This window comes from Agrobacterium vaccinii (genome assembly GCF_021310995.1).
Lineage (GTDB): Bacteria > Pseudomonadota > Alphaproteobacteria > Rhizobiales > Rhizobiaceae > Agrobacterium > Agrobacterium vaccinii.
On the sequence record NZ_CP054150.1, the window covers coordinates 2,592,917 to 2,608,295 of the forward strand.

Annotated in this window: 14 protein-coding genes; all 14 read right to left on the minus strand. The window is 58.8% G+C overall.

The window, feature by feature from the left end:
- The 14 genes from HRR99_RS12780 to HRR99_RS12845 all read right to left on the minus strand — a co-directional run bounded on the left by HRR99_RS12780 (position 1) and on the right by HRR99_RS12845 (position 15,295).
- Positions 1-873: a carbohydrate ABC transporter permease gene (locus HRR99_RS12780; protein WP_045228296.1), complete on the minus strand. Its 873-nt coding sequence runs from the start codon at positions 871-873 to the stop codon at positions 1-3.
- A gap of 153 nt (positions 874-1,026) precedes the next feature.
- Positions 1,027-2,340 carry an ABC transporter substrate-binding protein gene (locus HRR99_RS12785; RefSeq protein WP_233121992.1) on the minus strand — a complete coding sequence of 438 codons (1,314 nt, stop codon included), beginning with the start codon at positions 2,338-2,340 and terminating at the stop codon, positions 1,027-1,029.
- A gap of 143 nt (positions 2,341-2,483) precedes the next feature.
- The gene (locus HRR99_RS12790) at positions 2,484-3,437 is read right to left on the minus strand and encodes a sugar-binding transcriptional regulator (RefSeq protein ID WP_233121993.1); all 954 of its coding nucleotides are present in this window, start codon (positions 3,435-3,437) and stop codon (positions 2,484-2,486) included.
- A gap of 72 nt (positions 3,438-3,509) precedes the next feature.
- Positions 3,510-4,193, minus strand: a complete 684-nt coding sequence (locus tag HRR99_RS12795; RefSeq protein WP_233121994.1) for an exopolysaccharide biosynthesis protein — start codon at positions 4,191-4,193, stop codon at positions 3,510-3,512.
- Positions 4,194-4,280: 87 nt separating this feature from the next.
- Positions 4,281-5,102 carry an ABC transporter permease gene (locus tag HRR99_RS12800; protein ID WP_233121995.1) on the minus strand — a complete coding sequence of 274 codons (822 nt, stop codon included), beginning with the start codon at positions 5,100-5,102 and terminating at the stop codon, positions 4,281-4,283.
- A complete protein-coding gene (locus tag HRR99_RS12805; RefSeq protein WP_233121996.1) occupies positions 5,099-6,049 on the minus strand; it encodes an ABC transporter permease in 951 nt (316 codons plus the stop codon). Before HRR99_RS12805 ends, HRR99_RS12800 begins: the two co-directional genes overlap by 4 nt.
- Before the next feature lie 238 nt (positions 6,050-6,287).
- Positions 6,288-7,823: an ABC transporter substrate-binding protein gene (locus HRR99_RS12810; protein WP_422387270.1), complete on the minus strand. Its 1,536-nt coding sequence runs from the start codon at positions 7,821-7,823 to the stop codon at positions 6,288-6,290.
- 87 nt (positions 7,824-7,910) lie between these two features.
- Positions 7,911-8,810 (minus strand): LysR family transcriptional regulator, encoded by a 900-nt coding sequence (locus HRR99_RS12815; RefSeq protein WP_233121998.1) that lies wholly within the window; start codon positions 8,808-8,810, stop codon positions 7,911-7,913.
- A gap of 157 nt (positions 8,811-8,967) precedes the next feature.
- A complete protein-coding gene (locus HRR99_RS12820; RefSeq protein WP_233121999.1) occupies positions 8,968-9,717 on the minus strand; it encodes an ABC transporter ATP-binding protein in 750 nt (249 codons plus the stop codon).
- Positions 9,714-10,550, minus strand: a complete 837-nt coding sequence (locus HRR99_RS12825) for an ABC transporter ATP-binding protein (RefSeq protein WP_233122000.1) — start codon at positions 10,548-10,550, stop codon at positions 9,714-9,716. The genes HRR99_RS12820 and HRR99_RS12825 overlap by 4 nt, the downstream gene beginning before the upstream one ends.
- Positions 10,547-11,479 (minus strand): ABC transporter permease, encoded by a 933-nt coding sequence (locus HRR99_RS12830; protein WP_233122001.1) that lies wholly within the window; start codon positions 11,477-11,479, stop codon positions 10,547-10,549. The genes HRR99_RS12825 and HRR99_RS12830 overlap by 4 nt, the downstream gene beginning before the upstream one ends.
- Positions 11,476-12,543, minus strand: coding sequence for an ABC transporter permease (locus HRR99_RS12835; protein WP_077105808.1), 1,068 nt, complete (start codon positions 12,541-12,543; stop codon positions 11,476-11,478). The genes HRR99_RS12830 and HRR99_RS12835 overlap by 4 nt, the downstream gene beginning before the upstream one ends.
- Before the next feature lie 18 nt (positions 12,544-12,561).
- Entirely contained in the window at positions 12,562-14,202 is a 1,641-nt protein-coding gene (locus HRR99_RS12840) for an ABC transporter substrate-binding protein (RefSeq protein WP_233122002.1), read from the minus strand.
- Between the two features lie 37 nt (positions 14,203-14,239).
- Positions 14,240-15,295 carry a dipeptidase gene (locus HRR99_RS12845; protein ID WP_233122003.1) on the minus strand — a complete coding sequence of 352 codons (1,056 nt, stop codon included), beginning with the start codon at positions 15,293-15,295 and terminating at the stop codon, positions 14,240-14,242.
- Positions 15,296-15,379: the final 84 nt, after the last annotated feature.

Genomic DNA, 15,379 nt, shown 5'->3' on the forward strand with positions numbered 1-15,379 from the left:
CTATCGATCGAGGTTCTTGCCGACGGCGCGCATCAGGAAGATGGCGACGACGTTTGCAAGGATGACGGCGATGATGCCACCGGCGGACGCTCCACCCACATCATAGCCCAGCAGCGCCGTGCGATAGATGAGGAAGGCGAGATTGGTCGAGGCATAGCCCGGGCCACCATTGGTGGTGACGAGTATTTCCGCGTAGACGCCGAGCAGGAAGATCGTCTGGATGAGAATGACGACAGTGATGGCACGTGCCAGGTGTGGCAGCGTCAGATAGATGAAACGGCTGAAGAAGCTTGCGCCATCCATTTCGGCGGCTTCCTTCTGCTCTCCGTCAAGCGACTGCAGTGCGGTGAGCAGGATGAGCGTTGCAAAGGGCAACCACTGCCATGCCACGATGATGACGATGGACAGCAGCGGAAACTGCGAAAACCAGTCGATCGGCTGAAATCCGAAGAACCTTGATAGGTCCGCCAGCACCCCGTAACCGGGATGCATGATCATGTTCTTCCAGACGAGGGCCGCAACCGGCGGCATGACGAAGAAGGGCGAGATGACGAGAATGCGCACGATGCCCTGCCCGAAAATGGGCTGGTCCAGCAACAGCGCAATGCCGATGCCGCCGATAACCGTGATCATCAGTACGCCGCCGACGATGACTAGCGTATTCCAGATGGACTGGAAGAATGCCGGGTCGGTGTAGAAATACTGATAATTGAACAGGCCAGCAAAGCTGACATTGGCCGGGTTCAGCAGATTGTAATTCTGAAACGAATACCACAGCGTCATCGACAGTGGCACGATCATCCAGACCAGAAGCAGGATGACCGATGGCGCCATCATGATCCGCGCCAGGTTCTTGGTATTTTGCGTAGCCATGAGGCTCCCTCCCAATTCCGGACCATGCCTCTCAAGGGCACGGAAACGCTTGGCATTTTCTTATTCTGATTGGGTAACGACGCTTAAAGAAACAAATTGTTTGGCAAAGATGCCGCCCGGCCATCAGGGCCGGACGGCGGTTCTTCGGGAGGATTACTTGATGTATCCCGAGCGCGTCATTTCACGCGTGGCTGTGGACTGAGCACCGGCAAGCGCATCATCGACGCTGGACTGACCGGCAACGACTGCCGAGAACAGCTGACCGACCGTGGTGCCGAGCGACTGGAACTCAGGAATGGCCACGAACTGACCGCCTGTGTAAGGCACCGGCTTCACCGTTGGCTTGGTGATATCTGCCGCATTCATGGCAGCGAGCGTCGGTGCTGCAAAGCCAGCCGCCTTCTCGTAATCCGCGTTCTTGTAGAGCGAGGTACGGGTGCCCGGAGGAACGTTGGCCCAGCCTTCCTTGGAAGCAACGAGCTGCGTGTATTCCTTGCTGGTTGCCCATGCGATGAACTTTTCAGCGGCTTCGGCCTTCTGAGAGCTCTTAGGAATGGCGAGGTTCCAGGACCAGAGCCAGTTGCCGTGGTTCTTCAATTCGCCATGGGTCGGGAACAGCGCGTAGCCAACCTGATCGGCAACCTTGCTGTCCTTCGGGTTCGACACGAAGGAAGCAGCAACCGTGGCATCGATCCACATGCCGCATTTGCCCTGCTGGAACAGCGTCAGGTTTTCGTTGAAGCCGTTGGAGGAGGCGCCGGACGGACCGGCATCCTTCATCAGGTCAACGTAAAACTGAAGCGCGTTCTTCCATTCCGGCTGATCGAATTGTGGCTTCCAGTTTTCATCGAACCAGCGACCACCGAAGGAGTTGGTGAGAGCCGTGATGAAGGCCATGTTTTCGCCCCAACCGGCCTTGCCACGAAGGCACATGCCGTTCACATCGGCCTTGCGGTCGGTGATCTTGCGGGCTGCATCGCCGATGAATTCCCATGTCGGGTTTTCCGGCATCTTCAGGCCTGCTTTTTCAAACAGGTCCTTGCGATACATGATCATGGCGGATTCGCCGTAGAACGGTGCAGCGTAAAGCTTGGAATCGACAGTCAAACCACCCTTGATCGATGGCAGCATGTCGGCAACATCGTAGTTATCGCCGAGCTTTTCAAGCGGCAGAAGCCAGCCCTGCTTGGCCCAGATCGGAACTTCGTAGTTGCCGATGGTCATGATGTCGTATTGGCCGCCATTGGTGGCGATATCGGTGGTTACGCGTTCGCGCAGGACGTTTTCTTCCAGCGTGACCCATTCAACCTTGATATCGGGGTTTTTGGCGGTGAATTCGGATGTCAGTCCCTGCATGCGGATCATATCGCCGTTGTTGACGGTGGCGATGGTCAGCGTTTCTGCGGAAGCGAGGCCCGAAAAGGCGAGAGCCGAGCACGCGCCCAGCAGAAGTGTCTTCAAAGTCATGATCTTCCTCCCAGAAGAAGTTTGTGAGCATTCGCTTTGCTCTAGGGCAATTACTCACTTATGGGAGATGAAAGTCAAGCACCTACCTGCGCTGCGATGCACAAGGAATGGCTAACATACTGGTTTTAAAGTGATATTTATGCTCAACTTCTGAGCAAATATTCGGCGGAGGCTTCGTCGGTGATGACGCCATTGAGCAGCCCGCCACGCAGAGCGGCGAGAATGGCCGGTGATTTTTGCTTCCCCTGAGCGATGCCGATCACCGTGCTTGTTTCGCGTGGCGGCAGGGGAACGGAGGCGACACGATCATTGATCGGCGTGTCGAGAAACTGGCCGTCGCGATCAAAAGACCAGCCACAAATCTCGCCCGCACCACCCTTGGCGATGAGGTCACGCATCTCCTGAACCTCGAGGAAGCCATCGACGCAGAGCGGTGCATCCTCTGCCAATTGACCGACGCCGACGAAGGTCACATTGGCGGCGGCGCCCAGCGCCAGCGTGGAGCGCACCATGGACTGCTCATGCAGCAATTCCCGCTCTTCCGCAGACGAACAGAGAACCGGCAAAGGCATGGGGAAATGCCGCGCCTTGATGGCATCGGCCATCGAGAAGATGACGTTGTAATAGGCGGCAGACCCGTCCGGCCCGATATTGCCGGTAAGCGAGACGATGCGATGTTGCGGGCATTCCATCGGCGGCAACTGATCGACCGCAGCTTTGAGAGTCCGCCCCGTACCGATGGCAAGCACGATTGGTTCCGCCTTGCGCAGCCAGCGTTCGATTTCCGCCGCTCCCGCCTCGGCAATGCCGACGGTGGAGGAGACGCCCGCCGGATCGCTGGGCACGACCTCGACATAGTTCAGCGCAAAGCGCTCGCGCAGGGCCTCGCTTTTCTCCAGACAGGCAGCAATGGGGTGATCGAGCCGGACCTTGATCAGACGTTCGGCAACGGCCAGTGACACGAGACGTTGCGCCGACTGGCGGGAGATGCCCATGGCAGCGGCGATCTCATCCTGCGTGCGGCCCGCGACGTAATAGAGCCACCCAGCCCGCGCCGCGTCGTCTAGCCGTCCACCTGTTTCGGATCGTCTGGCCATATGCCTGCCCCTACGTCATTTCCACTGTGCTGACATTTTTCTAGAGCCCGTGTCAAACGCGGCAAGGCACGCTCAGCCCAACAATGGTCCGACCACGAAATAAAGCGTAGCTCTGGCAATGCCGTAGATCACGCCGCTGACGATGGCCACCGAGACGACCGCAAGGACACCACCCAGCAACGCAAACAGGCCATCCCGCTCCAGAAGAGCAAAGGAAAAACAACAGATTGCGATGGCGGGTAGGATATTTCCAAGCGGAATAGGTAAGGCCAGAATGACGGCGAGAAGCAGGCAGATGAGACCGATCAGCCGCTCGAAGACCGGCGACAGCAGGCCTTCCATGCGTGGCCGCAGCAGCTTTTGCACCCACAACAGGACAGGGACGATCTTTTGAACGACCCGGGCAAAATCTTCCCGCGCCAGCGAACGATCGGCAATGACGCGCGGCAGCCACGGGCTTTTGCCCGCGAACAATTGGGCGGCGAGAAAGACCAGGGGGGTGCCTGTTATCGCCGATGTGCCTGGCGGGGTGGGCACGATATTGGGCAGTGCAAAGACCAGCATCAACGCGCCGAAGGCACGGTCTCCCATCGCAGACAGAAGATCACCGACGGAGATGCGCTCGCGGCTTTCATCACCGGCCAGTGCTTGCAGAATATCGACAAGACCGACTTTTGGAGCATCGGGTTCCGTCAATGTCAGGTCGGTCTCTTCAACCGGACCGGAGAGAGCAGGATTATCCGACAGGCGCAGCATAGGGTTTCAACTCCAGGATTATGGTCCCGCTGTAACAGATGAATGGCGGCAGCAATACGACAGGATGCTTATATTCTCGTCGCTCCCCTATCGGCGCAGCTTCGGGTCAAGCAAATCGCGCAGGCCATCGCCCAGAAGATTGAAGCCGAGAACCGCCAAGGCGATAGCTAAACCGGGAAGGATCGCAAGCCAGGGCGCGGCGGCCAGATAGGTCTGCGATTCCCACAACAACCGCCCCCATGTGGGCGCGGGCGGCGGCATGCCGAGACCAAGGAAGCTGAGACCCGCTTCGGTGAGAATAGCGAGTCCCAGCTGGATGCTGACCTGCACGATGATGAGGTTGGTGAGGTTGGGCAGAATGTGGGTTAAGGTAATGCCACCCCTGCCCCGCCCCAGACTTTCCGCCGCCAGCACGAAATCCCGCGCCCATAATTGCAAGGCAGCAGCGCAGGTCAGCCGGGCAAACACCGGCACCATGAAGGTGGCGATGGCGACAATGGAGGTGAAGCGACCGGAGCCGATGAAGGCACCCAGCATCATGGCGGAAAGGATGGGCGGCAGCGCGAAGATGATATCGCAAAGCCGCATCAGCAAGGCCTCTACGACGCCCCGTTGCGCCGCTGCAAATATGCCGACCAGCGTGCCGACGGTAGCCCCGATGGCGACCGCAACCACGGCGGTAGACAGCGAATTCCAGGCACCGACCATCAGCATCGAGAGAATATCACGGCCAAAGTGATCCGTGCCCAGCAAGCCCTGTGTTAGCGGCGGCTTCAGCTTGGCGACGATGTTCATTTTCGTCGGCAGCTGCGGCGTCCAGACGAGAGAGAGCAGCGCAATCGCCAGCAGAGCGCCAGTGATGGTGGCACCCGCCAAAAGGGAAACACTGCGGCGATTGAAACGTCTCATGCGGCACGCGCCCGCAAGCGCGGATCGATCAGCAGATAGGCCATATCGACAAGGAAATTCATCGTTATCACCAGTGCGCAGAAGAACAGCACGACCGACTGCATGACGACGATATCGCGCTGGGTCAGCGCCTGATAGGCGAGCCGCCCAAGCCCGGGCAGATTGAAGACGTTTTCCACCAGCACAGTGCCTGCGATCAGGAACGTGAATTGCAGGCCGATCATGGTGATGACGGGGATTAGCGCGTTGGGCAGAACGTGTTTCCACAGGGTCGCGGTTTCGCCAATGCCTTTGGCACGGACAGTGCGCACGAAATCCTCGCCCATCACCTCCAGCATAGCCGAGCGGCATACTCGCACCAGCACACCCGCTTGAGAAAAGGCGAGCGCCACCGCCGGAAGCACGAGCGCCTTCAATGCCGCACCAAACCCTGCCTGCCAGCCGGGAAAACCGCCTGCGGGCATCCATCCGAGCGTGGTGGAGAAGAGAAGAATCAACAGCAGCCCGACCCAAAAGCCGGGAACGGCAATGCCCGCATGGGAAAACAGGCCGCAGAGAAAATCGATGGTGCCGCCTCTATAGCGTGCTGCCATGACACCCAACGGCAGGGCGATGAGGATGGACAGGCCGACGGCGATAAGGGCGAGCGGAAGGGTGACGGTGAGCCTCTCGAAGATAAGCCCGACAACTGGAACGCCGTAGGTATAGGATTGGCCAAGGTCGCCCCGTGCGATGGCCGCGAGCCAATGGAGGTAGCGCAGCATAAGAGGCTGATCGAGGCCCATCTGTTTTTGCAGGGCTGCGAGTGTGTCGGGACTGGCCGAGGTGCCGAGCATGATGGCTGCGGGGTCGCCTGGGAGCAGGCCCATGACGGTGTAGATGAGGAAGGATACGGCCAGAAGGGTGATGAGGAGGATTAGGATGCGTTTGGAGATGAGGGCGATCATGTTGGTGCCCGGTAGTTGGTAGGCGACAGTGGGCTTGGCTTACCCCCCTCTGTCCTGCCGGACATCTCCCCCACAGGTGGGGAGATCGACTCGTGGTTAGCTCTCGCCCATCTTGAATGCTGTGGATAGAATGGTGAGCGTGCGCCTAGCCGATCTCCCTCCTTGTGGGGGAGATGTCCGGCAGGACAGAGGGGGGTAAGCCAAGCCCACTGTCGCTCACCACTAAGCAAACACACCATCACTCTTCCCAATGCACATCCGCCAAAACATTCGACGGGATCGGTTCATTCTCCCACAGCCCCTGAATCTTCTTGTCCCAAACCCCAAGCTTCGGCATCACAAAGAGAAACAACGCCGGTACATCTTCCGCCAAAATCTTCTGCGCATCCTGATACAAATCTTCCTGCTCCACCGGATCGGCAGTCAGCTCAATGTTCTTAATGATCTCGTTGAAGGTCGGGTTCTTGTAGTTGAAATAGTATGGATCACGCGAAAAGATATCGATATCCATCGGCTCCGCATGCGCCACGATGGTCATTTCGTAGTTGGCACCTTTCAGCACATCCGACACCCATTTGGCCGGAAATTCCGTGGTTTCGATGGTCATCGTCACGCCGATTTCCGCAAACATGGCTTGCAGGACCTGAGAGGTGCGCTGCGCGTAAGGCATCTGCGGCGCCTTGATGGTGAAGCTGAGGCCGTTGGGATAACCGGCCTCGGCCAGCAACGCTTTCGCCTTTTCAGCATCGTATGGCAGCGTGCCGGTCGTATCGACATAGCCACGGTCATTGGGTGTGTAATGACTGCCGATGGCCGTGCCGAAGCCGGACCATGCGCCTTCGATGACGGTTGCGCGGTCCACCGCCATCATCAGGGCCTGCCGCACGCGCTTGTCGTTGAAGGGTTCGACGGCATTGTTCATGCCCGCCACGACCTTCAACTCGGTATTGCCGATGAAGGTGCCCAGCCGCACGTCGCCCTCGAAAGAGCTCATGAGTTCAGGTGCGCCGAATTCTGGGAAGGCATCGATATCGCCGGATTTGAGCGCGGCGGCTTGCGCCTGCGGGTCTGGAATGAAGCGGAAGATTGCCTTTTCGAGCGTAACGGTCGCGGACTTGTCCCAGTAATCCATGTTGCGCGCCAGCTCGACCTTGTCGCCCTTGGCCCAGTTGACGAATGTGAACGGACCCGTGCCGATGGGTGTCGTCTTGTTGGTTTCGGCGGACGTCGTGCCGACCATGACGGATGCTGGCCAACCGAGCCAATAGAGCAGGCTGCCGGAGGGCTGCTTCAGTTTCAGGACCAGCGTCATCGCATCTGGCGTTTCGATGTTGTCGATGGCCGCGAAGAAGCGTTTCTGCGGATTGATGGAGGCATCGCCGCGCGCACGGTCCAGCGATGCCTTGGCGACGGTGGAATCGAAGGCCTCGCCATCATGGAATTTCACGCCGTCATGCAGCTTGAACGTATAGGTCTTGCCGTCCTCGGAAATCTCCCAGCTATCCGCCAGTTGCGGCTGGATCTTGCCGTCCTTGTCGATGGTCACGAGGCCTTGGAAGATGTTCTGCCAGGTGACCTGACCGATGAAGACGTTGGCGCCGGCTGTCGGGTCGAGCCCTGCAGGCTCTGTGCCCATGCCGATGGTGATGGAATTTTTTGCCGCTGCAAAAGCCACCGTGGCGGGCAGCATGGCTGAAAGCGTGGTGGCAACGGCCAGGCCCAAGGCCAGGCGGCGTGTGAGGTTTACCGATTGCAAAAACATGCTGCGCATCATCATCGTCTCCGGTCGAGTGGCGCAAACATTTTGTGTTCAGCGCGTTGCGAAAATCGCTACACGACATCAAGGGTAAAAATCAACCGCCTATTTCGGCAGATTGCCCATAAAGGTCTCGATAAAGCTGGCAAGCGTTGCGGCGGCAAAGGACAGTTCACGATCCGGCGCAACGCAGAGCTCCATGGTCGTGCGGACACCTTTGGACCCCGACAGAGGTACCGCGACCATCTGCCCGGCATCGATTTCCCGCGCGACCGAAAGCGGCGGCAGAAGGGTGACGGCAGCACCATCCAGCACCAGATCTTTCAGCAATTCCAGCGAACTGGCGATAAAGGTCGGATCGAGGACGATGCCCGCTTGCGCAAACAGCGCATCGAAGGCCTGGCGTGCGGCGAAGGTTTTTTCCGGCAGAGCCAGCGGTATGGCAGCGAGGTCTTTCAACGAAATCGAAGGTTTATCAGCCAAGGGATGGCCTGCGGGAAGGATGACATCATAGCCGATCTCGCGCTTTGCAAGGATTTTGACCTCTGATGTTTTGGGCGCAAACAGGGTTATGGCGATATCGGCCTGTGCGGAGACCAGTGCATCGATGGCCTGTCGTGCCGAAGTGATATGAACCTCGAACCGCAGCTTGGGGTAAGTCTGGCTGAACTGCGATAGCGCCGGTGCCAGAAGGCTGGCGACGGTGGCACCATTGGCATAGATCGTCGCGCGCCCCCGCTCCAGCCCCTTGAGATCATCAATCAATTGATGGACGTGACCAAGCTCGCGCAGGGTCTTGCCGGCCCGTTCGGCCAGAAGCTCCCCCGCTGCCGTCAACGTCACGCCCCGGCTGGATCGCTCCACCAATGGCGTGCCGAAATATTCTTCCAGATTTTCGATCTGGCGGCTGACGGCGGTTGGCGCAACATTGAGATTTTCCGCCGCCGCGCGCATGGAGCTGGTGCGGACAAGCTCATCGAAATACATCAATGCGCGTAGATTCATGGTGACGGTGCCCCCTCATTCCTGTGCCCGTCACAGGAAGCTAGTCAGCCCAAGTCTTTGGGCTGGAAGAACTCTTTCGCCGCGCAGACGCGCGTCGACTGGATTCCTGTGACGAGCACAGGAATGAGGGAGCTTGTAGCAGCATCACCCCGACGCCTCAATCGCGCACAAAACCCTCACTCGCCACCAGCAACTGCCGGGTATAATCGGCCTCGAACTTGCGACTTTCCAGCGCCTCCACATCCAGCATTTCCACCACCTTGCCGCTTTTCATCACCGCAAGCCTGTCGCACATGTGGCTGATGACGCCGAGGTCGTGGCTGACCATGAGGAAGGTGAGGTTTCGTTCATGCCGAGCCTGTTCCAGCAGGTTGAGTATTTCGGCCTGAATGGAAGCGTCGAGTGCCGATGTCGGCTCGTCCAGCAGCAGGATTTTCGGCTCGAGGATCAGCGCGCGGGCAATGGCGATGCGCTGGCGCTGGCCGCCGGAAAGCTGGTGCGAATAGCGGAAGCGAAAGCCGGTTCCCAAGCCGACTTCATCCAGCGCGCGGGTGATGCGGCCTTCCTTGTCGTCCAGCCCATGAATGGTGAGCGGCTCCAGCAGCAGCGCATCCACCGTCTGGCGCGGATGCAACGAGCCATAGGGGTCCTGAAACACCATCTGCACATCGCGGTAGAAGCTCTTTTCGCGGAACTTGCTCTTGTAGGTCCGCCCCTCCACCATGAGGCTGCCCTCATCGAAGTGGTTGAGACCGGCAATGGCGCGCAAAAGCGTGGATTTGCCCGAGCCGGATTCACCGACCAGACCGAAGGATTCGCCTTTGGCGACATCGATGCTGACACCGTCGAGTGCGATGTGACCGTCGAAATCGACCAGCAGATCGGAAGCGGAAAGAACTGAGGTCATAAGCGCCACTCCAACTGACGGTCCAGAACCGGCAGCGGATGCCTTTTCTCGCCAATCTTCGGCAAGCAATTGAGCAGCCCGCGCGTATAGGGGTGATGGGCGTTGTCGAGATTGGCAGCCTGAAGCTCTTCCACCACACGGCCCGCATACATGACGAGGACGCGGTCGCAGAAGGACGAGACAAGCCGCAGATCATGGGAGATGAAGATGAGGCCCATGCCGCGATCTCGCACCAGCTTGTCGAGAATGCCCAGCACTTCCAGCTGCACCGTCACATCCAGCGCCGAGGTCGGCTCGTCGGCAATCAACAGTTCCGGACCGCAGACCAGCATCATGGCGATCATGACGCGCTGGCCCATGCCGCCGGAGACTTCGTGCGGGTAAAGCCCGTAGACGCGTTCCGGCTCACGGATCTGCACCGCCTCCAGCATGTCCAGCGCCCGCTGTTTGGCCGCCGATGTGCCGATGCGTTCATGCGTTTGCAGGGTTTCCACGATCTGGCGACCGATGGTCATGACGGGGTTCAGCGAATATTTCGGGTCCTGCAGGATCATGCCGATGCGCTTGCCGCGAATGCTGCGGCGCTGTTTGGCCGAGGCTTTCAAGAGATCGATATCGCCAAAACGCAGGGCATCCGCCTCGATTTTCGCAGACGGCGGCGTCAGCCCCATAATGGCGCGCCCGGTCTGGGATTTGCCGGAGCCGGATTCGCCGACGATGCCGAGACGCTCCTTGCCGAGCGTAAACGACACGCCGCGCACCGCTTCCACCAGCCCGGTGCGGGTGGGAAAGGAGACGCGCAGGTTTTCGACCGTGAGAAGTGGCGCACTCATTGGCCTGCCTCCTTCGGGTCCAGCGCATCACGCAGACCATCGCCCAGCAGGTTGAAGCCGAGGCTGACGATGAGAATGGCAATGCCCGGCATTGCCGCGACCCACCATTGGTCGAGAATGAAGCGGCGACCGGATGCGATCATCGCGCCCCATTCCGGCAGCGGCGGCTGTGCGCCGAGGCCTAGGAAGCCAAGACCGGCGGCGGTTAGAATGATGCCCGCCATGTCCAGCGTCACACGCACGATGAGCGAAGACATGCAGAGCGGCATGACGTGTTTGAGCACGATGCGCCACGGCGATGCGCCCATGAGCTGCACCGCCGCGATGAAATCGGAATGGCGAAACGTCATGGTTTCGGCGCGCGCAATACGCGCATAGGGCGGCCATGAGGTGATGGCGATGGCCAGCACGGCATTCTCGATGCCCGGCCCGAGTGCCGCGACCAGCGCCAGCGCCAGAACGAGTTTCGGGAAAGCGAGGAAGATATCAGTGATGCGCATCAATACGGCATCCACCCAACCACCGGCATAACCGGCAACGGTGCCGACGATGAGGCCGACGGGAGCGGCGATGATGGCAACCAGCAGAACCACGAACAGCGTCAACCGCGAACCGTGGATGAGGCGCGAGAGAATATCGCGACCCTGATCATCCGTGCCGAGCAGATAGCCTGCGCTGCCGGGTGGCAGCAGGCGGGCGTTGCGCAGATCGCCCTGCACGGCGGAATGCGGGGCCAGCACATTGGCAAAAATCGCGACCAGCACCAGTGCGAGAATGATACCGAGACCGGCCAGCGCCAGCCGGTTTTCCGAAAAGCGCCGCCAGATGACGTAGGCGCGGCCAAGCCTTGCCTGACCGCGCGATGCGGGACGGTCGGACAGCAGCCATTCGCGGCTGTAGGGTTTCAATGGTGTCGAAGCTGTCGTCATCGGCTGCGCGTCCTTGGATCGAGCGTCCGGTAGAGCAGATCGGACAGGAGATTGATGCTGATGAACACAGCGCCAATCACGATGGTACCGCCGAGAACGGCGTTCATATCCGCATTCTGCAAGGAATTGGTGATGTAGAGGCCGAGCCCCGGCCAGGAGAAGATGGTTTCCGTCAAAACGGACCCTTCCAGCAACCCGGCATAGGACAGAACGATGACCGTCAACAGCGGCACGGCGGCATTGCGCAGGGCGTGAAACCAGATGATGCGAGTTTCCGAAAGGCCCTTGGCGCGGGCGGCGACGATGTATTCCTGGCTCAGTTCATTGAGCATGAAGGAACGCGTCATGCGGCTGATATAGGCCAGCGAAAAATACCCCAGCAATCCGGCAGGCAGAATGATGTGGCGAAAGAGGTCCCACAGCACATCCCATTGCCCCTGCCAGAAGGCATCCAGCAGGTAAAAGCCTGTCACCGGCGTGAAGGTGAATTCGTAGACGATGTCCATGCGGCCGGGATAAGCGACCCAGTTCAGCTTGGCGTAAAACACCAGCAGCGCCAGCAGGCCGAGCCAGAAGATCGGCACGGAATAACCGACGAGACCGATAATGCGCACGATCTGGTCTATGATGCTGCCGCGCTTGACGGCGGCGAGAACGCCGAGCGGAATGCCGAAGACGGCACCGATCAGCGTGCCGATGGTGGCAAGCTCGATGGTGGCGGGAAAGACCCGGATGATATCGGTCATCACAGGATTTGTGGTCAGCACCGATGTGCCGAAATCACCGGATAGAGCCTGCTTGATATAAAGGAAAAACTGCTGCCAGAGCGGCAGATTGAGGCCGAGTTCCTCGCGCACGCGCTCCACGACATGGGCAGGCGCACGGTCTCCCACGATCGCCAAGGCGGGATCGATGGGGATGACACGACCAATGAAGAAGGTCACCGCCAACAACCCCAAAAAGGTGGTGATGACGGTGACGAGGAAGCCGATGACGGCAGTCAGGCGCTTGTTGGCGCGGCTTTTGCCGCGCCTTGGCCTTGGCACTGTTTCAATGATGGTCACTGGATCAATCCTGCCGGACTATTCCTTGGAGACCGGGTAGACATAGTTGGTGTCGAAGCTTGGTCCAAGCTTCAAACCTTTGACCTTATTGGAGAAACCGGCGATTTCCGTCTTCTGCTCGATGACGACGAACGGGCCGCTTTCCAGAACCTTTTTCTGAAGGTCCTGATACATGGCCGCGCGCTTAGCGTTGTCCTTTTCGAGAAGCGCAGCTTGTGTCTGCTTCGTCAGCTCAGGCACGTCCCAGGCATTGCGCCATGCCAGCGTCTTGTTCTTGCCTGCGTCCGAATTGTCGTAGTTGATGGTGAAGGTTTCAGCATTGGAGTTCGGGTCGAAATAGTCGGAACCCCAGTCACCGATGTAGATGTCATGCTGACGCGCGCGGTATTTCGTCAGCGTCTGCTTGCCATCACCGGGAATGATTTCCAGCTTGATACCGGCCTGCGCTAGGGTCTGCTGCATGTTTTCGGCAATGCCCGTGACCGGCTGGGTGTTGCGCACATCCATAGAAACGGTGAAGCCATCCTTCAGGCCTGCCTTTGCTAATAATTCCTTGGCCTTGGCGACATCCAGCTTGAAGGGATTTTCATCCAGCGCGCCGAGTTGGCCCTTTGGCAGGAAGGTCTGGTGTACCTCGCCGATGCCCTTGATGATGGTGGCACCAATGCCTTCATAATCGATGAGATATTTGAAGGCTTCAACGACTTCAGGCTTTTTCAGATATTCGTTCTTCTGGTTCAGGCCGAGATAATAGACCGTGCCCTTTGGTGCCGAAATAACGGTAAAGCCGTCCTTCTTGGACACGGCTTCCATATCGCCGGGCTCAAGATTACGCGCCACATCGATATCGCCATTTTCCAGTGCCAGACGCTGGCCGGAGCTTTCCTTCATGTGGCGGTAAACGACACGCTTCAACTTTGGCTTCTCGCCGTAGTAATTCGGGTTGGCTTCCAGAATGACAGCTTCGTTGGCCTTCCAGCCAAGGATTTTGTAAGGGCCGGAACCGGCATAACCGGTCTTGAGGAATTCATTGCCGAAATCGCTGTCATATTTGTAATCGGCGCTTGGCGTAACAGCCTTGGCCTTTTCCATCACCAGCTTCTTGTCCACCACGGAGGCAACGGTTGCCGTCAACACGTTGAGAACAAAGCTTGGCGCATAGGGCTTGTCGACCGTCAGCACGAATGTGTTGGCATCCGCAGCCTTGGCCTTTTCCGTGACGTTATCGCCCTTGAGGCCGAACTGCGTCAGCAGGAATGCTGGCGACTTGTCCAGCTTGACGGCACGTTCGATGGAGAAGGCCACGTCGTCAGCCGTCAGCGGATTGCCGGAGGCGAATTTGAGGCCCTGCTTCAGCTTGAATGTGTAGGTCAGACCATCTTCGGATGTCGTCCAGCTCTCGGCCAAATCGCCCTTCACCTTCGATGTATCAGCGATATCGATGGAGACGAGCTTGCTATAGGTGTTGCCGGTGACTTCAGCCGTGGAAATCTCAAACGCCTCCCCCGGATCGAGCGTGATGATGTCATCGATGGCGAAACCTTCGACCAGCGTATCGGCAGGCGTTGCCGCAAAGGCCTGTGGTGCGGCGAGAGAGAGCATCGAAAGGGCCACGCTGGTGGCAAGGATACGGGCGGCTTTGTTGAGCGAATTGTTCATCGTCTTCCCCTGTTTGTATCTCGGTTTATACTCGGTCTCAGGCCGGTTCGTGCCATGCCTGACCCAAAACGCGCAGCCAGTTTTCCCGGCAAATTTTAGCAAGGTCTTGATCAGCGTATCCCGCAGATTTGAGCGCCGCAACAAGATTATTGTTGCCCTTGGCATCGCGGATTTCCGCTGGAACCGTTGCGCCATCAAAGTCCGAACCGAGCGCCACGCAATCGATGCCCATGCGCTCGACCATGTAATCGATATGCTGGACCATGGCGGAAAGCGGCGTGTTGGCGTCATCACGCGCATCCGGGCGCAGCATGGTGACGGCGTAGTTGAGGCCGACCAGACCCTTGCTTTCCTTGATGGCGTCCATCTGCCAATCGGTTAGATTGCGCGCCACAGGCGTCAGGGCGTGGACGTTGGAGTGGCTGGCGATCAAGGGCTGGTCGGTGGTTTTTGCCACGTCCCAGAAGCCTTTTTCAGTAATGTGCGCGAGATCGATGAGGATGCCGAGCTGGTTGCAGCGTTTCACCAGTTCAAACCCGGCATCGGTGAGGCCCGGTGCGGTATCCGGCGACATGGGATAGGCGAAGGGCACGCCATGGCCGAAGATATTGTGTCGGCTCCAGACGGGCCCAAGCGAACGCAGACCTGCCGCATAGAATACATCCAGCGCATCGAGATCGGCGGCGATAGCCTCGCAGCCTTCCATGTGCAGCACGGCGGCGAAGACACCATCGGCCATGGCCTTGCGAATGTCAGCAGTGGAACGGCAGAGCTTCCAGCCGCCCGCCTGATCCAGACGCAGCCCAATGGCTGCCTTTTCCAGCGCGATATCGAGCGATGGCTGGCGCTCCAGCGGGGCTGCGAGCGGCGTTACGTAATGCCCCGATGCATCCGGCTGCTGAAGGATCAGATCACCCGATGGAATGTAGATGGCGCAGATGCCGCCGGCCAATCCGCCCGCCTTGGCGCGCGGCGCATCGATATGGCCCTCATAGGTGCCATCAATGAACTCCGCGACGGGATCGCTTCCCATTTTGGCATTTCGCCACAGCCGCAGAAGCACATCATTATGACCGTCGAAAACCAGTTGCATGCGGAAATTCCAAAAGGCAGGGTAGTGTTTTTTCATTTAAAACCTTGGACTTGATGAAAGCGAGGTGTCCATGGTTCTGGAGGG